General features: G+C 69.9%; 20 protein-coding genes. 5 read left to right on the forward strand and 15 right to left on the reverse strand.

Translation table 11 applies throughout. From position 1 onward, the window contains the following. Positions 1–3 precede the first annotated feature (3 nt). The 10 genes from AC3WXD_RS04335 to AC3WXD_RS04380 all read right to left on the reverse strand — a co-directional run bounded on the left by AC3WXD_RS04335 (position 4) and on the right by AC3WXD_RS04380 (position 9,489). Complete coding sequence (locus AC3WXD_RS04335; RefSeq protein WP_020201155.1) at positions 4–261, reverse strand: acyl carrier protein; 258 nt, start codon at positions 259–261, stop codon at positions 4–6. 54 nt (positions 262–315) lie between these two features. After that, entirely contained in the window at positions 316–588 is a 273-nt protein-coding gene (locus AC3WXD_RS04340) for a phosphopantetheine-binding protein (RefSeq protein WP_020201154.1), read from the reverse strand. Next, complete coding sequence (locus AC3WXD_RS04345) at positions 575–1,351, reverse strand: lysophospholipid acyltransferase family protein (RefSeq protein WP_492323120.1); 777 nt, start codon at positions 1,349–1,351, stop codon at positions 575–577. Before AC3WXD_RS04345 ends, AC3WXD_RS04340 begins: the two co-directional genes overlap by 14 nt. Next, positions 1,344–2,072 (reverse strand): beta-ketoacyl synthase chain length factor, encoded by a 729-nt coding sequence (locus AC3WXD_RS04350; RefSeq protein ID WP_492323121.1) that lies wholly within the window; start codon positions 2,070–2,072, stop codon positions 1,344–1,346. The genes AC3WXD_RS04345 and AC3WXD_RS04350 overlap by 8 nt, the downstream gene beginning before the upstream one ends. Before the next feature lie 619 nt (positions 2,073–2,691). Further along, positions 2,692–3,954: a fumarylacetoacetase gene (fahA, locus tag AC3WXD_RS04355; protein ID WP_020201151.1), complete on the reverse strand. Its 1,263-nt coding sequence runs from the start codon at positions 3,952–3,954 to the stop codon at positions 2,692–2,694. A gap of 85 nt (positions 3,955–4,039) precedes the next feature. Further along, positions 4,040–5,380, reverse strand: coding sequence for a homogentisate 1,2-dioxygenase (hmgA, locus tag AC3WXD_RS04360; RefSeq protein ID WP_492323122.1), 1,341 nt, complete (start codon positions 5,378–5,380; stop codon positions 4,040–4,042). A gap of 58 nt (positions 5,381–5,438) precedes the next feature. Further along, positions 5,439–5,678 carry a DUF2783 domain-containing protein gene (locus AC3WXD_RS04365; RefSeq protein WP_454733369.1) on the reverse strand — a complete coding sequence of 80 codons (240 nt, stop codon included), beginning with the start codon at positions 5,676–5,678 and terminating at the stop codon, positions 5,439–5,441. 20 nt (positions 5,679–5,698) lie between these two features. Further along, positions 5,699–7,450, reverse strand: a complete 1,752-nt coding sequence (locus AC3WXD_RS04370) for an FAD-dependent oxidoreductase (protein ID WP_492323123.1) — start codon at positions 7,448–7,450, stop codon at positions 5,699–5,701. 89 nt (positions 7,451–7,539) lie between these two features. Continuing rightward, positions 7,540–8,499 carry an MBL fold metallo-hydrolase gene (locus tag AC3WXD_RS04375; RefSeq protein WP_020201147.1) on the reverse strand — a complete coding sequence of 320 codons (960 nt, stop codon included), beginning with the start codon at positions 8,497–8,499 and terminating at the stop codon, positions 7,540–7,542. Between the two features lie 597 nt (positions 8,500–9,096). Beyond that, positions 9,097–9,489, reverse strand: a complete 393-nt coding sequence (locus tag AC3WXD_RS04380; RefSeq protein WP_029043214.1) for a helix-turn-helix domain-containing protein — start codon at positions 9,487–9,489, stop codon at positions 9,097–9,099. A gap of 266 nt (positions 9,490–9,755) precedes the next feature. Between AC3WXD_RS04380 and AC3WXD_RS04385 the strand changes: the two genes are divergently transcribed. Both AC3WXD_RS04385 and AC3WXD_RS04390 read left to right on the forward strand, forming a co-directional pair. Further along, complete coding sequence (locus AC3WXD_RS04385) at positions 9,756–10,364, forward strand: TetR family transcriptional regulator C-terminal domain-containing protein (protein ID WP_020201145.1); 609 nt, start codon at positions 9,756–9,758, stop codon at positions 10,362–10,364. A 251-nt stretch (positions 10,365–10,615) separates the two neighbouring features. Next, positions 10,616–11,524 carry an alpha/beta fold hydrolase gene (locus AC3WXD_RS04390; RefSeq protein WP_492323354.1) on the forward strand — a complete coding sequence of 303 codons (909 nt, stop codon included), beginning with the start codon at positions 10,616–10,618 and terminating at the stop codon, positions 11,522–11,524. 276 nt (positions 11,525–11,800) lie between these two features. Here the strand turns inward: AC3WXD_RS04390 and oxlT (AC3WXD_RS04395) are convergent, their stop codons facing one another. From oxlT (AC3WXD_RS04395) to oxlT (AC3WXD_RS04410), 4 genes are all read right to left on the reverse strand, one after another. Beyond that, entirely contained in the window at positions 11,801–13,117 is a 1,317-nt protein-coding gene (gene oxlT / locus AC3WXD_RS04395) for an oxalate/formate MFS antiporter (RefSeq protein ID WP_029043213.1), read from the reverse strand. A gap of 681 nt (positions 13,118–13,798) precedes the next feature. Continuing rightward, positions 13,799–14,011 carry a hypothetical protein gene (locus AC3WXD_RS04400; protein WP_059411557.1) on the reverse strand — a complete coding sequence of 71 codons (213 nt, stop codon included), beginning with the start codon at positions 14,009–14,011 and terminating at the stop codon, positions 13,799–13,801. A 257-nt stretch (positions 14,012–14,268) separates the two neighbouring features. Next, positions 14,269–15,180, reverse strand: coding sequence for a LysR family transcriptional regulator (locus tag AC3WXD_RS04405; RefSeq protein ID WP_492323124.1), 912 nt, complete (start codon positions 15,178–15,180; stop codon positions 14,269–14,271). Between the two features lie 79 nt (positions 15,181–15,259). Continuing rightward, positions 15,260–16,603, reverse strand: a complete 1,344-nt coding sequence (gene oxlT / locus AC3WXD_RS04410) for an oxalate/formate MFS antiporter (RefSeq protein WP_492323125.1) — start codon at positions 16,601–16,603, stop codon at positions 15,260–15,262. Between the two features lie 210 nt (positions 16,604–16,813). Between oxlT (AC3WXD_RS04410) and AC3WXD_RS04415 the strand changes: the two genes are divergently transcribed. The 3 genes from AC3WXD_RS04415 (at position 16,814) to AC3WXD_RS04425 (ending at position 18,876) form a co-directional block, all read left to right on the forward strand. Then, positions 16,814–17,773, forward strand: coding sequence for a LysR family transcriptional regulator (locus AC3WXD_RS04415; protein WP_020201139.1), 960 nt, complete (start codon positions 16,814–16,816; stop codon positions 17,771–17,773). Positions 17,774–17,879: 106 nt separating this feature from the next. Further along, entirely contained in the window at positions 17,880–18,185 is a 306-nt protein-coding gene (locus tag AC3WXD_RS04420; protein ID WP_492323126.1) for a LysR family transcriptional regulator, read from the forward strand. 121 nt (positions 18,186–18,306) lie between these two features. Further along, positions 18,307–18,876 carry a cupin domain-containing protein gene (locus AC3WXD_RS04425; RefSeq protein WP_020201137.1) on the forward strand — a complete coding sequence of 190 codons (570 nt, stop codon included), beginning with the start codon at positions 18,307–18,309 and terminating at the stop codon, positions 18,874–18,876. A 75-nt stretch (positions 18,877–18,951) separates the two neighbouring features. Here the strand turns inward: AC3WXD_RS04425 and AC3WXD_RS04430 are convergent, their stop codons facing one another. Beyond that, on the reverse strand, positions 18,952–20,163 hold the full coding sequence (locus tag AC3WXD_RS04430; RefSeq protein WP_492323127.1) for an oxamate carbamoyltransferase subunit AllG family protein: 1,212 nt from the start codon (positions 20,161–20,163) through the stop codon (positions 18,952–18,954). Positions 20,164–20,166 lie beyond the last annotated feature (3 nt).

Below are 20,166 nucleotides of genomic sequence, written 5' to 3' on the forward strand. Positions count from 1 at the left end.
GGCTCAGGCCGTGGCGGGCGAGTCGATCAGCAGGGCCAGCGCCTGCACCACGTCCTGCACGGTGCGCACCGCCTTGAACTGCTCGGGCTTGATCGGCTTGTTGAGCATGGGCTTGAGCTTGACCAGCAGGTCGACCGCGTCGATGCTGTCGATGTCCAGGTCTTCGTACAGGCGCGCTTCGGGGCGAATGCGCGCGCGCTCGATCTCGAAGGTTTCCTCGAGCACGGTGGCCACCCGCGCAAAGATTTCATCATGGGTCATGAGGGGCTCCCTTGTCGGTTGTGCTTGATGGGCTAACGGGATGGGCGGGCGGAATCAGGCCGGGGTCCGGCCGGCGCGCTGCGATGCCACGAAGGCGGCCAGCGCCGCGACACTGGCGAAGCGCTCGCGCATCTCGTCCTTGTCGCCGTTCATGGTCACGCCGTAGCGCTTCTGCAGCGCCAGCCCGAGTTCGAGCGCGTCGATCGAATCCAGGCCCAGGCCGTCGATGAACAGCGGCGCGCCGGCGTCGATGTCGGCCGGGCCGATATCTTCGAGCGACAGCGATGAAATGATCAGTTCCTTGATTTCGTGTTCAAGCGCCTTCACGGCGGACCTCCCTGGAGAAAAACTCGGATAGCGATTGTGTCAGTTGCCGCACGGCCAGCGCGTCGTCCAGCCCCGGGCGCGCCCAGCGCTCCACGCCGACGTCCTCGCGCACGTCGATGACGTAGCGCGGCCGGCGCGCCGGCACGCGGTACCACTTGTCGCCCTTGGCCAGCGTGGGCGGCTCGCAGCGGATCACCACCGGGGTGAGCGCGAAGCCGCCGCGCACGGCGATGTTGGCCGCCCCGCGCTGCAGCCGCAGCGGGCCGCGCGCCGGGGTGCGCGTGCCTTCGGGAAAGATGACGAGGTTGTTGCCCGCGCGCAGCGAGGCGATGCAGTCGTCCACCATGCCGGCGCCGGAATCGTTGCAGACGTAGCCGGTGGCGCGCACCGGCCCGCGCGTAAACGGGTTGCGCGCCAGCCCTGACTTGACCACGCAGTCGGCCTGGCGCGTCAGCGCGACCAGGAAGATGACGTCGATCAGCGAGGGATGGTTGGCCACGATCAGCAGGCCGCTGCGCCGCAGCCGCTCGGGGTGCAGCACTTCGTAGCGGATCACGCCGACCGCGCGCATCAGCAGCAGGAACAGGCGGAAGGCATGGCGCACGACGTGCTTGCAGACCCGCTGGCGGCTGGCCGGCGACCACAGCAGCACCGTCAGCAGCGGGAACACCAGCACGCGCAGCAGCAGCCCGCCCACGCCGAAGCTGGAGAAGCACAGGCCGGTGGCGCACACGCGCCAGGCGCGGTCCAGACGCTCAACCATGACGCCGCCACCTCCAGCCGGCGCGCTCGCCGGCATGGTGCAGTTCGGCGTCGCCGGCCAGCACGAAGCGCAGCACGTCCAGCCCGTGGGGCAACAGCGGCTCCCGCGGCGTGGCCGGCACGGCGTCGGTCGCCTCCAGGCTGAACACGGTTTCGCCGGCGCGCGGGCCGGCCACGCGCCAGGCCCAGCCGAACAGGCACTCGGGCTCGTCGGCGAAGACCGCATAGGGCGCCGGCAGCGGCGCCTCGTACTGGACCAGCAGGACTTCGGGGGCGCCGTCGGCCAGCAGGCCGCAGGCTTCCACCACCGCCGCCTCCACGGTGTCGCGGCCGGCGGCCAGCGCTTGCAGGTTGGCGGGGTCGCCGCGGTCGATCGAGTACAGCGCGCCGATGGCGTTGTGCACGGACAGGCCGAACGCGGTGGGCGAGAGCGCCTCGCCGTCGGCGAGGTTGCCGAGCATCTGCAGCGGGCGCAGGGTGTCGCCGTGGCGCGAGGCGAAGATCACCGGCATGCCCTCCACGCCCGGCTGGCAGGCGTAGGCCGGGTGCAGCGCGGCGCGGCCGAGCGCGGTCACGCGCCGGCGCAGCATCGGCGCCATCGAGCCGAGCGCCGGCAGTTCTTCGCCGGCCGGCAGCCAGGGCGCGCGGCTCCAGGCCAGCCAGGCTTGCTGCGTGTCGAGTTGTGCTGCACATGCCGCCCATGCGCGAATACCGAATTCCATTGCCCTGCCGTTCGCGTTGGGTGGAAAAAATGGCCCGCCGGCACACCGCCCGCCCGGGGTGGCTGTCGGCGACCGCGCCAGACGCGCGGAGCGCGCATATCGCTCCGTTGACGTCTCGTTGACGCTTCGTTACGCCCCGTTGCCGGCAGATGCCGCTGGCTGCCTCCTGTTTGCCATCTGTCCGGCAATCTGCCCGCCGGCGATGAGTTCTGCTTTTGTGGGTGCTTTTCGCCGCCTGTTTTTCCGGGCCCGGCCCCGGCATGGCCGGGGACCGCGGTCCGCATTTCCGTATTAACGGCGAAAGGCTTGCCAAACTGACCTCGGGACGGGGCCGCAGCCACAAGCACCCCGGAATGGCAATACATCGGTGACGCGGAAAACAGGACGAACTTTGGCCCGCATTTTTTGTCAGGCCCGAATTCTCGCACAAAGGAACAGCCGCGGGGGATGCCAGAGCGTTAAGAAAGTTCGCAAATGTAACCACCGGAACGAGGGGGGACGGAGGCTGCGCCTTCCCGCTTCCGCGCCCCCGGCAGCCTGCCGCCGGGGGCGGCCCGGCGCCAGGATGGCGGGCGGACGGACCGCCCCCGGGCCGGGCAAGCCCGCGGCGGCGCGCCGCTCAGTTCGCCGGCAGGATCTTGCCGCTCACCTCGCCGAAGCCCACGCGGTAGCCGTCGCCCTGGCACCAGCCGGTCATCACCACCTCGTCGCCGTCCTCGAGGAAACCGCGCCGGGCGCCGCCGTCCAGCGCTAGCGGCTCGGCGCCGTTGCGGGTTGACTCCAGCAGGCTGCCGAAGGCGTCCGGCGCGGTGCCGCTGATGGTGCCGGAGCCCATCAGGTCGCCCACGCGCACGTTGCAGCCGGAAACGGTGTGATGGGCCAGTTGCTGCGCCACGGTCCAGTACATGGCCTTGAAGTTGGTGCGGCAGACCGTGGTGGCGTGCTCGGCACCTTCGGGGCGCAGCGCCACTTCGAGCGCGATGTCGTAGGCGTTGCCGCGCGGCTGCCGCAGGTACGGCAGCGGCTCGGGCGACTGGACGGGATTGTCGCGGCGGAACGGCTCCAGCGCGTCCATCGTCACCACCCACGGCGAGATCGAGGTGCCGAAGCCCTTGCTGTTGAACGGCCCGAGCGGCACGTATTCCCACTGCTGGATGTCGCGCGCGCTCCAGTCGTTGAGGATCACCATGCCGAAGATGTGCGCGGGCGCGTCGGCGGTGCTGATGGCTTCGCCCAGCGCCGAGGGCTTGCCGACGATGAAGGCCATCTCCAGTTCGTAGTCCAGCTTGCGGCAGGCCGCGAACACGGGGCGCGGCGCGTCGGGCGGCTTGATCTGGCCCTTGGGGCGGTGCAGCGCGGTGCCGCTGACCACCACCGAGCTGGCGCGGCCGTTGTAGCCGATGGGGATTTCGAGCCAGTTGGGCAGCAAGGCGTTGTCGGGGTCGCGGAACATGCGGCCGACGTTGGTGGCATGCTCGCGCGAGGAATAGAAATCGGTGTAGCCGGGAATGTCCACCGGCAGGTGCAGCGTGGCCCAGGCCATCGGCACCAGCGCCTGCTCGTGCAGGGCCGACTTGCCGCGCAGGGTGTCGTCGCCGGCCGACAGCAGGCGGGTCAGGTGCTGGCGGGTCTCGGTCCAGGCCGGCTTGCCGAGCGCGATGAAGGCATTGAGCGTGGCGCCGCCGAACACGCCCCTGACGGCCGGCGGCAGCAGGCCGGCGCCGTCGAGCACGGCGAGGTCGAGGATGAAGTCGCCGATGGCGACGCCCGCGCGCGGGCCCTGGCCGGTGGTGGAAAAGATGCCGTAGGGCAGGTTCTGCAGCGGGAAATGGGTGACGCCGTCGTTGGCGGATTCGATCCAGCTATGCGGGATGGTGGTCATCGGGGGCTCCGGAAGGAAATGGCGATGCGCCGGGGCGCCCGCGCGGCCAGGCTGCGCGGGCGCCCCGGGAAAACTGGACGAGGGATCAGCGGCGGGCCGGGTCGAAGTGCTTCTTCAGGCCTTGCCAGCAGGTGTAGTAGTCATGCTGGAGCTGGGCGGACTCGGCCGCGTAGGGCGTCGGCCGGATCACGGCCGGCGTCTCGAACATGAACGCCATCGTATCGCCGATGTGATGCGGCTGCGAGGTGTCCGCCGCGCTGGCCCTGGCGAAGGTCTCGGCGTCCGGGCCGTGGCCGCTCATGCAGTTGTGCAGGCTGGCGCCGCCGGGCGAGAAGCCGTCGGCCTTGGCGTCGTAGGCGCCTTCGATCAGGCCCATGAACTCGCTGGCGATGTTGCGGTGGAACCAGGGCGGGCGGAAGGTGTCCTGCGCCGCCAGCCAGCGCGGGCCGAAGATCACGAAGTCGATGGTGTCCACGCCCGGGGTGTCGGACGGGCTTTGCAGCACCAGGAAGATCGATGGGTCCGGGTGGTCGTAGCTGATCGAGCCGATGGTGTTGAAGCGGCGCAGGTCGTACTTGTAGGGCGCGTAGTTGCCGTGCCAGGCCACCACGTCGAGCGGCGAATGCCGGATCGGCGCGCGCCACAGGTTGCCCTGGAACTTGGCCACCAGCTCGAAATCGCCTTCGCGGTCCTCGTACCAGGCGTGCGGGGTGAGGAAATCGCGCGGGTTGGCCAGGCCGTTGGCGCCGAGCACGCCGAGGTCGGGCAGGCGGAACAGCGCGCCGTAGTTCTCGCAGATATAGCCGCGCGCCTCGCCGTCCGGCAGCGCCACGCGGAAGCGCACGCCGCGCGGCACCACCACGATCTCCTGCGGCTCGACCTCGAGCACGCCCATCTCCGTGGCCAGCCGCAGCCGGCCCTGCTGCGGCACGATCAGCATCTCGCCATCGGCGTTGTAGAAGAAGCGGCCGTCCATCGACTTGTTGGCGAGGTACAGGTGGATGCCGCAGCCGCTCATGGCCTCGGGGCCGCCGTTGCCGGCCATCGTGACGATGCCGTCGATGAAGTCGGTCGGCGCGGAAGGCATCGGCGGCGGGCTCCAGCGCATCTGGTTGGGCGACGGCGGCACCGCGTCGAAGCGGCTGACGATGCGCGTCTGCGCCAGCGGCGTGAACGGCTCGTGCATGGCCGCCGGGCGGATGCGGTAGCACCAGCTGCGGCGGTTGTGCGCGCGCGGCGCGGTGAAGGCGGTGCCGGAGAGCTGCTCGGCATAGAGGCCGTAGGGCGCGCGCTGGGGCGAGTTCCGCCCCTCCGGCAGCGCGCCGGGCAGCGCCTCGGTGGCGAATTCGTTGGCGAAGCCGGACTGGTAGGCCAGTGCGGCTGCCTCGTGCGGGCGCGCCGCCACGTTCAATTGGGTCTGGGTCATGGGCTGGGTCTTCCTCGGGTCTTTCCTCTGGATACGGGAAATGGCTGGCCGCGCAGCGTCAGGCTGCGGCCGCCGGGTCGGCGGCGGGCTGTCGGCCAGCCCGTGCGAGCACGCCCGCGCGGGCGTGCGTCATGGCTTCCTGCAGGATGGCAAGGTCGCCGATGTGGTTGGCGAGCAGCAGGATCAGTTGCGCGTTGGCGGACTGGCTCTGGGCGTCGGACAGGTCGCAGTGCATGTCGATCAGGGCCTCGTAGAAGTCGTCCGGACGGGCGAGATTGGGTTCGGTGTTGAGCGGCATCGGCGTATCTCCGGAACGGGTCATGCGGCGGCCTCGGCAGCCGCGCCGGCGCCCTCCGACCAGCCCAGCGCGCGCCGCAGCGCGGCCTGCACGCGGGCGGGCTCGAAGGCGCGCCAGCGCGCGCACACGTGCTGGTCGGGGCGCAGCAGGTAGGCGGTGCCGGGCCGGCCATCGTAGCGGCGCGCCAGCCAGCCTTGAGTATCCTCCAGCAGGCTGGCGCCGGGGGGCAGCACCGGGCCTTGCGCCGCGTCGGCCGGCGTGGCCACGCAGACCAGCGCCAGCAGCACGGGGCCGGCGGCGAGCGCGCGCAGGGCATCGAGCAGGGCCGGCGGCAAGCCCGCCGGCCCCACGAACAGCAGCAGGGCGAAGCGGTTGCCGAGCCGCGGCAGCAGCCAGGTGTCGCGGCCGCCCTCGCGCACCGGCGCGTCGGCGCACGGCGCGCCGGGCACCATGAAGCCGGCGAATGGCGGCGCGCCCCAAGCGTCCGCATCGTCGGCCGTATTGAGCACCGAGCCATGCAGCACGGCGGGCACCGACAGGCGCCCGCTGTTGACCAGCCGGCGCGCGAACGCATGGTCGCGCGCGAGGCTCAGCGCCGCGTCGCGGAACACGCGGCTCACCGGCGTCTTGGGCGTGATGAAATCGGTCGCGCGCGTGGAATGGCGGATGTTCTCGTCGGCGGCGAATTCGCGCTCGCCGGCGTAGCTGTCGAGCAGCGCATCGGGCGCGTGGCCTGCCAGCACCAGCGCGAGCTTCCAGGCCAGGTTCTCCGCGTCCTGCACGCCGCTGTTGGCGCCACGCGCGCCGAACGGCGAGACGCGGTGCGCGGCGTCGCCCGCGAACAGCACACGGCCGTGGCGGAAACGGTCCATGCGCTGGCAGGAGAAGGTATAGACGCTGACCCATTCCAGCGTGAAGGCCGCATCCTCGCCCAGCAGCGCCTGGATGCGCGGGATGACCCGCTCGGGCTGCTTCTCCAGCTCGGGATCGGCATCCCAGCCGAGCTGGAAGTCGATGCGCCAGACATCGTCGGGCTGGCGATGCAGCAGCACCGACTGGTTGCGGTTGAACGGCGGGTCGAACCAGAACCAGCGCTCGCTCGGGAACGGCGCGCTCATCTTCACGTCGGCGATCAGGAAGCGGTCGCGGAACGTGCGTCCCTTGCTTTCCAGGCCCATGCACTGCCGCACCGGGCTGCGCGCGCCGTCGGCCACCACCACGTAGCGCGCCCGCAGGGCGTAGCGGCCGTCCGGCGTTTCCACGTCGAGCGTCACCGCGTCGCCATCCTGCGCGAGGCCCGCCACGCGGTGCTGCCAGCGGATGGCAATGCCGGGCAGCTCGGCCGCGCGCTCCACCAGGTAGCCTTCCACGTAGTATTGCTGCAGGTTGATGAAGGCCGGCCGGGCGTGGCCGGCCTCGGGCAGCAGGTCGAAGCTATAGACCAGTTCCTCGTCGAAGAAGATCTTGCCGACGTTCCAGCTCACGCCCTTGTCCACCATGCGCGCGCCGCAGCCGAGGCGGTCGAAGATGTCGAGCGTGCGCTTGGCGAAGCAGATCGCGCGCGAGCCCACGGACAGCGTGCAGTCGTCGTCCAGCAGCACCACCGGCACGCCTTGCTGGGCCAGGTCGATCGCCGCGGCGAGGCCGACCGGGCCGGCCCCGATCACCGCCACCGGATGCACGGGATGCGCGCCGGCGCCGGGCTGCGGCGCGCGCTGCTCGGCGCACGGCTGGTACGCGAAGCGCTGCGTCTGATAGTTCGTTTCCGTCATGTCTCCATCCTCCAGCCTTGGCCGCTGGCGCGGCTCTTGCGGCGAAGCGGCGGCATGCGCCGCCGCCAGGGACCGTCTCCCGCGCGGCTTCAGTGCTGCAGCGCGGCCCACATGGCCTTGTCGCGCTCGGCGGTCCAGATGCGCGGGTGCTTGATGCCGCTGGCCTCGTCGTAGGCGCGCGCCACGTCGAATGGCAGGCAGTGCTCGTAGATGAAGACGTGGCCGAACTTGTCGTCCATCGCCGCGCGCGTGTGGGCCATCGCGCCCTTGAGGTCCAGCTTCTGCGCCACCGCTTCCCTGCCCCGCTGCAGCAGCGTGCTGACGAAGTCGCGCGTGTAGTCCAGCCCGCGGCCGACCATCTCGGGCGTGGTCAGCACCGGCCCGCGCCCGGGCACCAGCGCGGCCGGCGCCAGCGCGCGCAGCGCCTCGAGCGTGGCCGGCCATTCCTCCAGTTGCGCGTCGCCGCAGTAGCAGGCGGCGTCGAACTCGACCAGATCGCCGGAGAACAGGATCTTCTGCGAGGGAATCCACACGATGGTGTCGCCCCTGGTGTGGCCGGGGCCGGGATGGATGACGCGGACCTCGAGCTTGCCGAGGAACAGCGTGAGCTCGCGCTCGAACACCACGTTGGGCCAGGTCAGGCCGGGCACGGTCTCGACGCCGGCGAACAGGCGCGGGAAGCGCTCGATCTCGGACTTCATGTCGGCCTCGCCGCGCTCCACGATCATCTCGTAGGTGCCGCGGCTGGCGATCACGTTCTGCGCGCCCTCCTTGAAATAAGCGGAGGCGCCCAGCACGCGCACGGCGTGGTAGTGCGACAGCACCACGTGCTTGATCGGCTTGTCGGTGATGGCGCGGATGCGGGCGATCAGGTCCTGGGCCATCGCCGGCGTGGCGGTGGTGTCGACGATCAGCACGCTGTCGTCGCCGACGATCACGCCGGAATTGGGGTCGCCTTCGGCCGTGTAGGCATAGGCATTCTCGGACAGCCGCGTGAAAGTGACCTGCTTGTCCTGCAGGTCCGCCTGCGATGCAAAGGCCTTGCTCATGCTTGTGCTCCTCTCTTTCTCTTGGTGGACCGGCCGCCTACGGGACACAGCACTTCGCGCCTTGCCAGGCAGGTGCGCGCTGCAGGGGACTGTGGCGGCCGGGGATTACGCCCGCGGCGGCCCTGCCCTTGCCGCGTCCGACCGGACCGGCGAGACAGGACCGCCACCAGGAATTACACAATACGTAATCTATTTACCATATCGTAATCGCAGCCTTTGGGGCTGTCAAACCGCCGGCGCTACCGCCATTGAAGGCGCGCTGCGGGCACAGGCGATGAAAAACACGCAGCAGCGCACGCGCCGGGCGGGCATCGCGCCGCGGCCCGGAGGGCAGATCGGGAGGAGAAAGACAGGAAGCGCAGGAAGCGCAGGAAATGCACGAAAGGCCCGAAGACGGACGAGCCTTGGCAGGCGGGACGGATGCCGTCCCTGCGGGGAACGCCGGCGCACCGGCGACAGCACGCGCTGGCCGCGCGGCCAGCGGGGAGACCGTTCGAGGCGGCCGCGCAGACGCGAACAGCAGGCCGGGGGATGCCTGCTGCGCCGGAACAGACAACGCCGCCCCGGCCTGCGATCAGGCCGGGGCGGCGTGCATGGTCAGGCGGGCTTGTGACCTTCGCCGGAACTCGCCGCGAAGCCGGCGCCGACCGGATTGGACGGCGCGGGGCTGGCGGGAGCGGAAGGCGCGGCGGGCGCCTGGCCGGCCATCGAGGCGGCCGTGACGCCGCCGTTGCGGCTGGCTATGAATGCGTTGACGTCGGCAGCGAGATGCTGGGGAGCCAGCACCACTTCCAGGCCGAGCGCCTCGCAGGCCGCGAGGAAGGTAGACATGCGGGGGTCGGCTTGACCCGATTCGGCCCGCAGGTAAGCCTCCCGGGAAATGCCGGCCTTACGGGCGACGTCTTCCTGCTTGAGCTTTCGCGCTCGGCGCAACGCCCGCAGTTGCCGGAACGGTTCGCTAGCGCCTCTTGGCACGGCTGTACTGTTCATGTCGGTCTCCAGTCACCAGTGAAAATAAAAGTGCGCGGACGTGCATTCGAGTATAGAGCACGCAAAGCGTTCCGTATGTAATCAGGGGAACACTTTGTGCAGATTTCTTGAGAGTGCCCGGCCAAAGCGGATTTGCACCTGCCCGTAGGCCCGATAAAGCACAATCTACTGCCTCCGTGCTGACATAACGGGTGACTCCGGTTTAGGTTGACGAGAGCGCACAAGTGTGACATTGACAAACCGACCGGTCGTGCTATTCTCGACCGATGCAAAAAGGCCAGATCACCCGCGCCGCGATCATCGAACAGGCGCTCGACACTGCCGCCCAGGTCGGTTTCGAGCAGTTGTCGCTCGCCACGCTGGCGGCCGACACCAGCATGTCGAAAAGCGGGCTGTACGCGCACTTCAAGTCGAAGGAAGCCCTGCAGCAGGCCGTGCTGGCGCTGGCCGCCGAGCGCTTCGCCGAGATCGTCGTCCACCCCGCCCTGCGGCAGCCGCGCGGTACGCGCAGGCTGCAGGCGCTGTTCGACGGCTACATGGCGTGGCTGGGCGGCCCGATCAACAAAGGCCGCTGCCTGTTCATCGCGCTGAGCCAGGAATACCGCGACCGGCCCGGGCCCACGCGCGACCTGGTGGTGCAGTCGCTCAAGGACTGGCATCGCCTCATCGCCCGCGCGGTCGGCGATGCCATCGAGGAAGGCGACGTCTCGCCGGCGCAGGACCCGCGCCAGTTTGCCTTCGAGATGGTCGGCATCGGCATGTCTTTCCAGCTCTCCTACAAGTTGCTGGGCCGCGAAGACACCGAGAGCATGGCGCGCCGCGCGTTCGAAGCGCTGCTGCGGCGCGCCGAACTGGCGCAGCCGCCGCGCAGGTAGCGCCTGCCTTGCCGCCGCCGGCCAGGTCTGCCGGCGGCAGTTGACGAAAGAAACGACCGGGAAAAGACGGCAACGACCGTCTTTTCCCGGGACTAAAAATAGCACGACTGGTCGGTCTTTCCGGGCACCCGAGGATGCCCGGAGCGGGACCGCCGGCCATGATGCAGGTCTTCGTTGGAGATTGGGCCGTGACACAAGCGTTGAATCCCTCCCCCGCCAGGCGGCGTGCCGCGCCGGCATTCCGCCCCGCCATGCGCTGGATGCGCCTCTGCTGGCAGCTCGCCAGCCTGGTCCATCCGGCGGGCGCCGCCCGCGCGCTGGAGCGGACCTGGTTCAGCCCGCCGCGCGGCAACGGCCCCGATGCCGCCGCGCGCGACGTGCTGGCGCAGGCACGCACGGATTGGGCGCTCGTGACCGGCCAGGGCGCGAGCCGGCGCGTGCGCGTGTACCGCTGGGGCAGCGCAGGGCCGACCGTGCTGCTCGCGCACGGCTGGGGCGGCCATGCCGGGCAATGGCACGCGCTGGTCGCTCCCCTGCTCGCCGCCGGCCTGCGCGTGGTGGCGTTCGACGCGCTCTCGCACGGCGAATCGGATGCCGGCGCGCGCGGCCCGCGGCAAAGCTCCGTGGTGGAGATGTCGCGCGCGCTGCTCGCCACCGCCTGGCATGCCGGCCCGATCCATGCCGCCGTCGCCCATTCGCTCGGCGGCGCCGCGCTGGCGCTGGCCATGCGCGAAGGACTCCACCTCGAAGCCGCCGTGATGATCGGCCCGCCCGCCGACATGCGCCGCGCGGCGGCGGCGCTCGCGTGGCAGCTCGGCATCGCGCCGGCGGTGCTGGACCGCATGCAGCGCAACAGCGAGGACTGGCTGGGCATGCCGTGGTCCGCCTTCAACGTGCCGGCACTCGGCCATGCACGGCGGGTGCCGGCCACGCTGGTCATCCACGACCGGCAGGACAAGGAAGTGGACTGGGAAAACGGCGCGGCCATCGCCGGCGCCTGGCCCGGCGCCAGCCTGATGACGACCGAGGGCCTGGGGCACCGGCGCGTGCTGCACGATGCGGCGGTGATCGCGCGGGCGGTGGCGTTCGTGCGCGGCCGGTGCGAACCGGCCCGGTCCGCGCACGCGCCCGGCGCCGTGGCCGCCGAAGCTCACGCCTAAATCCCCCGGAGACATCCGCCACCCCGGCAGCTCCCTCCAATCCCCGCCCATCTGCCTGCCAGCAAAACGGGGTTCGCGGCGTGGCCGCGAACCCCGTAATCCGGAGGTGCTTTGCTCTCCCGGCCGTTAATTGCACACTCTACGAAGAACCCGCGCTGCCCTCCCCAGGGCAGCACCGGTCATCAAGGCAGCAGCACCAGCCAGGAACACCGCGAGGATGTCCGGCGAAGTCCCGAAGGACTTCCGCCCTTCCGCCCTTCCGCCATCCGGCAGGCTTCAGGTCAGATCCTCCGGCACCGCCCGGTAGCCCATCGGCGCGGCGGCATTGGCATGCACGTACTTGCGCGCATGCGCCTCGCGCATCGGCTTGAGCACGAACATGGCCAGCAGTGCCGACAGCGCGGCCATGCCCGAGGCCAGCATGAACACCGCGTGCCAGTCGCCGGTGGCGGCGGTGATCACGCTGGAGAACGGCACCAGCAGCGCCGCCGTGCCTTTGGCCGTGTAGAGCAGCCCGGCATTGGTCGCGGCGAACTTGGGGCCGAAGGTGTCGCCGCAGGTGGCCGGGAACAGGCTGTAGATCTCGCCCCAGGCGAAGAACACCACGCCGGTCAGCACCACGAAGGCGACCGGATTCTGGCCGTACCTGGCGAGCAGCAGGATGCCGACCGCCTCGACCGCGAACGCCAGGAACATGGTGTTCTCGCGGCCGATGTTGTCGGAGATCCAGCCGAAGAACGGCCGCGTCAGGCCATTGAGCACGCGGTCGATGGTCAGCGCAAACGTCAGCGCCGGCAGCGTCAGCCCGAGCAGCGACACCGGCGTGCCGTCGAGGCCGAAGTCCTTGGCGATGGGGCCGAGCTGCGCCGTGGCCATCAGCCCGCCCGCCGCCATCATCACGAACATGGCGTACATGACCCAGAAGATCGGCGACGACAGCACCTGGCGCGGCGAGGCGTTGTAGGCGGCGGTCTTGACCGCGTCCTTGACCTGGCCGAGCACCCTGGCCGACGGCGGATAGAGCGCCATGCCGAGGAAGAACACGACCAGCCCCTGGCCCAGGCCGAACCACAGGAAGGTGGCTTCGTAGCCGCTGGTCTTGATCATGTTGGCGATCGGCACCACGGTCAGCGCCGAGCCGGCGCCGAACCCCGCCGCGGTGATGCCCGCGGCCAGTCCGCGCCGGTTGGGGAACCACTTGAGCGCGTTGCCGACGCAGGTGCCGTACACCGCGCCCGCCCCCACCCCGCCCACGGCGGCGGCGAAGTAGAGCAGCGGCAGCGACGAGGCCACGGAGTTCAGCGCCCATGCCGCCGCACACAGCAGGCCGCCGCCCACCACCACCGGGCGCGGGCCGTACTTGTCGACGAGGTAGCCCTCGATCGGCACCAGCCAGGTTTCCGTCACCACGAAGATGGTGAAGGCCACCTGGATCGCCGTGCGGCCCCAGTGGTACTTGTCGTCGATGGGATTGACGAACAGGGTCCAGCCGTACTGCATGTTGGCGATCATCGCCATGCAGATGACGCCAAAACAGAGTTGTACCCAAGGCGAGGCAAAGCGGGACTCGGGCGCGTTTTGCTGATGTTCCATGTGGTGTCTCCTGATGGCGGCGGTGCCGCCTTTTGTTTTGGGAAGGGTGTCCGGGGACACCGCTTTGCGGGACGCATCGGAATGCCTGGTTCCGGCTCGCCGGCCCGCGCCCTCTGCCCGGGCGCCCTTGTCCGGCGCGGCATTCCGGCTGCCTGGGTGGTCGTTTCAGTGCTATACAGTATGTGATATATCAATATAGTCAAGCCACTTTTCGGCCACACCGATGCGGCCCGGAACGCGACGCGGGCGGCGAGAAAAATCCGAAAAAACGAGAGCCGATCCACTGGTGCGCGGCACGCATCAACCGCGGCCGGCGGCGGGCGCGGCAGTGCTGTCGGATCAATGACTTAGGGCGCGGCGCGTGATCAATGGCGCGGGCGAAAACGCGCGAGGCGGCGTCCGGCGGAAAAACCAGGGATGTCGGGAAACCGGGATCCATCTCCCCGCATTGGGGAAAGTCCCTAGAACAAGTCAGGCGGCAAAAGCGCCGGATGTTCTCAATGTATGGAGGGGCAAGGCAGTTGCGAAGGCACGAATCCGGGGCAGCATCCCGCGCGAATCCGGCGAGGCGTCATCGATGCGCGATGGCCGGACAGGCGTCCCGGGGAACATCGGCCGCAGCACGTGGCGGGCCGGGCCGGCGGCCGCATGGCCCGCCGGTCCCGCCCTGCCGGCGGCACATCACGCACGGGCCAGTTGCGGCGCCACGCTGGCGGCGGGACGCGGACGGCCAACGCCGGTGGTTTCCTGCGAAGCGCCCAGCCCCGCGAAACGGCCATGCTCCTGCGCGCGGGCCAGCACGGGCGTGGGCACGCGGGTGGCGATCAGGAAGGTCATGCCGACGCCGAAGGTAATCAGGCCAAGGGCAAGACCGAGGAGAAGAACGCTGTCCATCAGAAAACTCCGGTATGGATGGTGAGTAGGAGTTTTCATTATATGCTGCGTCGCACTATGTGTAAATATCCTGTATGTAATATATCAGAAGAAATTTTGTGATGATGCAACATGGCAACAAGCCGTGAGACCTGGACGTTTCGGGGGCCGGCAGCATCCCGCTCGCCCTCGCCCTCGCCCTCAGCGCCAAGCACCAGCACGGCACAAGCCGCCAAGCCACCAGCCCCGGCCACCAACTCAGAGCCAGAGCCCAACCACTACCCCGCCCGGACCACCCGCGCCTGCTCATACTCCATGCCACGCAACGTATCCCAGATGGCGGCCGCATTCGGCTTGAGCGACCGGCTCTTGCGCCGCACCAGCATCACCGTCGACGTGACCTGCGGGCGCAGCGGCCGCATGACCGCCGCCGGGTTGAGGCCGGCCGCATGCGCGCGCGAGGGCACGATGCCGATACCCAGCCCCAGCGCCACCATGCCGAAGATCGCGGCGAAGTGGCCCAGCACCTGGAGCGATCCCGCCCGCACGTGATATACGCCGAAGGCCTGTTCCACCGCCGGCTGGATACCCGAGCTCTGGTCGAGCATCAGCACGTTCGCGTCGTTGAGGTCGCCCCACCCGATCGCCTCGCGCATGGCCAGCGGATGCTGCGACGGCAGCACCGCATGGAACGGGTCGGCGCACAGCGCCTCGCAATAGAGATCGTCGCCGGGCTCCGGGTTGGTGGCGATGCCGAAGTCCACCTCGCCGCTGCGCACGCACTGCAGCACGGCATCGTGCGCGCGGTCCTTGAGGCAGATGCCGATGCCGGGCCAGGCCGTGCGGCAGCCCGCCATCCAGCCCGGCACCGACATCGAGGACAGCACCGGGTCGGAGGCGATCTGCACCGTGCCCTGGCAGGCCTTGCCGGTGCCCTGGCTTTCGCGCAGGGTCTGCTCGACTTCCTCGATCAGGTGGCAGATGCGCTGCGACAAATGCTCGCCCGCATCGGTGAGCTCGACCTGCCGCGTGGTGCGGTCGAACAGGCGCTGATCGATCTCGTCCTCCAGTTCGCGCACGCTGCGGCTGATGGCCGACTGCGTGAGCCCGAGTTCGGCGGCGGCGCGAGTAAAGCTTTTCTGGCGCGCCACGGCGGCAAATGCCTTGAGCTGCGGAAGCGAGATATTCATGATGCCTCCTTCTGTATACGCGATGCCCGGCCGCGAGGGCCGGGCTGCTGCTGGTGCGGTGGTGCCCCGGGTGGCTCGCCTATTCGCTCTTGCGTGGCGACAGCGCGGCGAGATAGGCGGTGCTGTCCGTGCCCACCGGCACGGCCTCGCCGGCGTGGCCGGTGATGAAGCGCCGGCGCATCGGCGCCAGCACCAGCTTGGCGGACAGGCCGGCGACGATAGTCACCACCGCCGCCACCGTGAACACCGCGTCCCAGCCGCCGCGCGCGGACAGCACGGACGCCAGCGGCACCAGCATCGCCGCCGTGCCCTTCGCGGTGTAGAGCGTGCCGGCGTTGGCCGCGGCGAACTTGCTGCCGAAGGTGTCGGCGCACAGCGCCGGGAAGATCGAGAAGATCTCGCCCCAGAACAGGAAGGTCAGCGCGGCGAACGTCATGAACCAGTACGGGTTGTGGCCGAGCTCCATCAGCCCGAGCAGCGACAGCCCTTCGCCGATGAAGATGAAGAACATGGTGTTCTCGCGCCCGATGCGGTCGGAGATGAAGCCGCACAGCGGCCGCGTCAGTCCGTTGCAGAGGTTGTCGATCGACAGCGTCATGGTCAGCAGCGGCAGCGTGAAGCCCAGCATCGTCACCGGCATCGAGGCAAAGCCGAAATCGCGCGCGATCGGGCCGAGCTGCGCGGTGGCCATGATGCCGCCCGCGGCCACCGCCACGAACGAGGCGTAGATGACCCAGAACACCGGCGTCCTGACCATGCGCCCCGGCGTGAATTCGAGCGGGTTGGTCAGCACCGCCTTGCTCGCCGTGGCGCCCGCGGGCGGGCGCGGCTTGACCAGCAGCAGCGCCATCAGCAGGATGCAGACGCCCTGCAGGATGCCGAAGGTGATGAAGGCATGCTCGTAGCCCGAGCGCTGGATCATGTTGGCGATGGGAATCACGGTGAGCGCCGAGCCCGCGCCGAAGCCGGCCGCGGTCAGCCCGGCCGCGAGGCCGCGCCGGTCGGGGAACCACTTGAGCGCGTTGCCCACGCAGGTGCCGTACACCCCGCCCGCGCCGATGCCGGCGATCACCGCGGCCAAGTAGAGCTGCGGCAGGCTGGTGGCATAGGCATTGATGACCCAGGCGAGTCCCGCGCACAGCGCGCCGGCCGCCACCACCGGGCGCGGCCCGAGCTTGTCGACCAGCCAGCCTTCGAGCGGCACCAGCCAGGTCTCGGTCACGATGAAGATGGAAAAGGCGACCTGGATGGCCGATTCGCCCCAGTGATGCCTGGCGTTCATCGGTCCGACGAACAGCGTCCAGCCATATTGGAGATTGGCCACCAGCCCCATGCAGACCACGCCGATCGCGAGCTGGAACCAGCGATTGCGAAGCCAGCCGGAACGGCCGTGGGCGGAGGCCGCCGTGTTGTCGTGCGTCATGTCGTGTCTCCTGCATAGTGCTGTCGCGCTCTGCGGCGCGAGGGATGGGCGTCTCTGCTGGGGGAGCCCTTGGTCACTACTGATCGAGCGCGCCTGACATTGCGGCACGTTGCATCCGTGGACTGATGCTAGTTCAAACTAAGTACGGCACGACATAAAGTTTTTTATTATGATCATTGACGATCCCTTATATATCGGGCGGACCCGTGCATGAAGAACGCCACGCTGCGCCAGCTGAAGGTTTTCGAGACCGTCGCCCGCCACCTGAGCTTTTCGCGCGCGGCCGAAGAGCTGCACCTGACCCAGCCCGCGGTCTCCACGCAGGTGCGCCAGCTCGAGGGGCACGTCGGCCTGCCGCTGTTCGAGCAGCTGGGCAAGAGGATCTACCTCACGCCGGCGGGCACCGAGATGCTGCACTACAGCCGCAGCATCATGCAGCAATTCCGCGAAGCGGAAGATGCCATGTCGCAGCTCAAGGGCATCTCCGGCGGACGCCTCAACGTGGCCGTGATCAGCGCCGGCGACTACTTCTTCCCGCGCCTGCTCGCGCAGTTCATGCAGCGCCACGACGGCGTGACGCTCAACCTTGCGGTGCACAACCGCGAGGAATTGCTGCACCAGCTCGCCGGCAACCTCACCGACCTCGCCGTGATGGTGCGCCCGCCCGAGGGCATGGACACCATCAGCGAGCCGTTCGCGCCGCACCCCTACGTCATCGTCGCCGCGCCCGGCCACCACCTCGTGGGCAAGCGCAACATCCCGCTGTCGGCGCTGACCGACGAAGCCTTCGTCGCGCGCGAGAAAGGCTCCGACACCTGGAACTCCATGCAGGAGGGTTTTGCCGGGCGGCTGTCGAACATGCGCATCGCGATGGAGATCAAGAGCACCGAGACCATCAAGCAGGCCGTGATCGCCAACATGGGCATCGCCTTCCTGTCGGCCCACACCGTGGGGCTCGAGCTGCAGACCGGCAACCTCGCCGTGCTCGACATCGCGGGGTTCCCGGTGATGCTCAACTGGTACGTGGTGCACCGCAAGAACAAGCGCCTGCCGCCGGTGGCGCTCGCCTTCAAGCATTTCCTGATGGAAGAAGGCGCCAGCCTGATCCAGCGCATCACCGGCGTGGACGGGCTGATCCGGCCGCGCCGGCGGCCGGCGCCCAAACCATAAACAATGACTTATGGTTACTCGATTTAACTTTAATTATCGTTAATTGATCGGCAACCCTATGCTTCGGTGCAGGCCCACCACTGCCAAGCGCCCGAGGAGTCCGATCATGAACCAGGTCCAGTCCGCAGTCCGCCCCGCCAGCCATGCCGCCGCCAGCGCCGCCGCGGCGGCCGACGACGCCCAGCTTGCCGCCTACAACGCCGCCTTCACCGAGCTTGGCCTGCGTTTCCGCTGGGACGGCGAGACGTTCGCCTGGCTGTGCGGCATCGAATGCGAGCAAAGCCGCATCGCGCGCTATCTCGAGCAATACCACGCGCACCTGCTCAAGGCCTACGACGCCGGTTTCCTCGGCAAGCTGATTCTCGACAAGAAGAACGAGTACCTGCGCGCACTGGCCGGCCGGGCCAACTGAGCCGGGCCGCCGCGCCGAGCGTGTCCGCCGGGCGGGCTCGCCCGAAAGTGCGCTTGCGCACTTAACGCGCGCCCGCCGCCCGCTAAATTCGGCCTACCAGTCAAGACAACGGGAGGCTGACATGGGCTCGCAAACGATGTCCGGCACCGCTGCGCCGGAACGCACGCCCGCGCGGCGCCGCGCAGGCGCGTTCGCCAATACGCGCGACCTGCCGATGCAGAGCTGCCCCATCGACCCGGCCTGGATCCGCGCCGGCGAGCCGCAGTCGCGCGCGGCGCTGCACTCGCGCGCCGTCGACGGGCTGGCTTGCACCAATCTGTGGGAATGCACTTCCGGCACCTTCCAGTGGTACTACGGCTGGGAAGAAACCGTGGTGATCCTGGAAGGCAAGGTCCAGGTCACCAGTGCCGACGGGCGCACGCACGCGCTGCGCGCCGGCGACATCGCCTACTTCCCGGCCAACACCACGTGGCTGTGGGAAGTCGACGGCTACGTGCGCAAGGTCGCGTTCTGCCGCAGGCAGGTGCCCTTCATGCTGCGCTTCGCCACGCGCGCGCTGGCGCGGCTGAACCTCGCCAGCCGGCTTGGCGAGGCGGGCGGCGCGGCGCTGGCCGCCCTGCGCCGGCTGGCCACGCGGGCCGGCCTGCGCGACACCTCGGCGCTGACGCTGCTGATGACGCTGCCGCTCTGAGCGCGCAGCCGCGCCATCGCGGCGCCGCGCAAGGCGCTCTTCGCCGTCGCGCGGCCCGGACGGCGCGCCGCCCCGCTACGCGCCGTGCTGCGCCGCCGCGCCCGGCAATGCCGACGCGAACAGCGCCGCCGGCGCCGTGAACAGTCCCCGCCCCAGCAGGCCCGTGCGGCCATCGGCACCGATCATCGCGATGGCGGCCAGCGGCGCGGCCTGCCCGGCCGCCACGCGCGCGGCATCCAGCCCGCAGCGCAGGTCGGCGAAGGCCGGATGCCGGCCCGCGTACAGGCGCGCCTGGCTCTCCTGCCAGCGCGGCGGCAGCCACGCCGAGAACGCCGCCGCCGGCTCGGGCGCCAGCGCCAGCGCCTGCGCGCCGAAACCGGCGGCATCGATGACGCCGCTGTCGCCGGTCATCGGCGCGGCGGCCACGGTGCAGGCCGCGTCGAGGCGCGGGCCGTCCGGCGCGTCCGCGCGCGCGGTGAACCAGCGCGACGCGCGGCCCGCCAGCCGCACGCCGACCTCGCTGCCGTTGCCGGCCAGCGCCACCACCAGCGTGGCCTCGGGCGCGGCGCCGTGCGCCGCCGCCGCCGTCATGGTGTGGCAGGCCGCCATCCACAACGTGAGGAAGAACAGCGGCGTGCGCGCCAGCACCGCCATGACCTCCTCGTCGTGCACGCGCGGCGCCAGGTGCCGGATCAGCGCGGCGGTGGCGCTCGCGGTGCGCGCGTGCAGGTCGTCGCCGCCGTCCACGCCGTGGCGGGCCAGCGGGATCAGGTCGACCGGGCAGCGCGCCAGCGTCGCCGCCAGCGCCGGCGCCAGCACGTCGTCGCGCCAGCCGAGGCGCGCCAGCACGGCCGGATCGCGGCTGCCGAAGCGGATCTGCGGCCCCGCGCCGCTGCCCAGCAGCGACCACGCGCGATTGGCGGGGTTGCCGGCGTCGGCCACTTCCACCAGCGCGGTGCGCGGCGAGATGACCGCGGCCAGCGGCGTCACCACGTCGAACGACTGCGCGCTGGCCAGCGTCACCGCGCCGGATGCGATCAGCGCCTCGGCCCCGGCTTCGGTGTCCGCCCAGCCTTCGTACAGGCAGCACAGCACCGCCGACGACAGCACCGGCGCCGACGGCGCGCGCGGGTCGGCGAACGGCGGCCCGGCGTGCAGCAGCGTGCGGTCCGGCAGGCCGACGGCGTCGCGCGCGCTGCGCACGCCCTGCCACTGGGGCCGCACGGCGTAAAGCCGTTGCAGCGCGGCGTCGTTGGCGCGGCCGGCCGCGGCGGATGTGTCCGGCATCGA

This window comes from Cupriavidus sp. FW216-B1 (genome assembly GCF_058789195.1).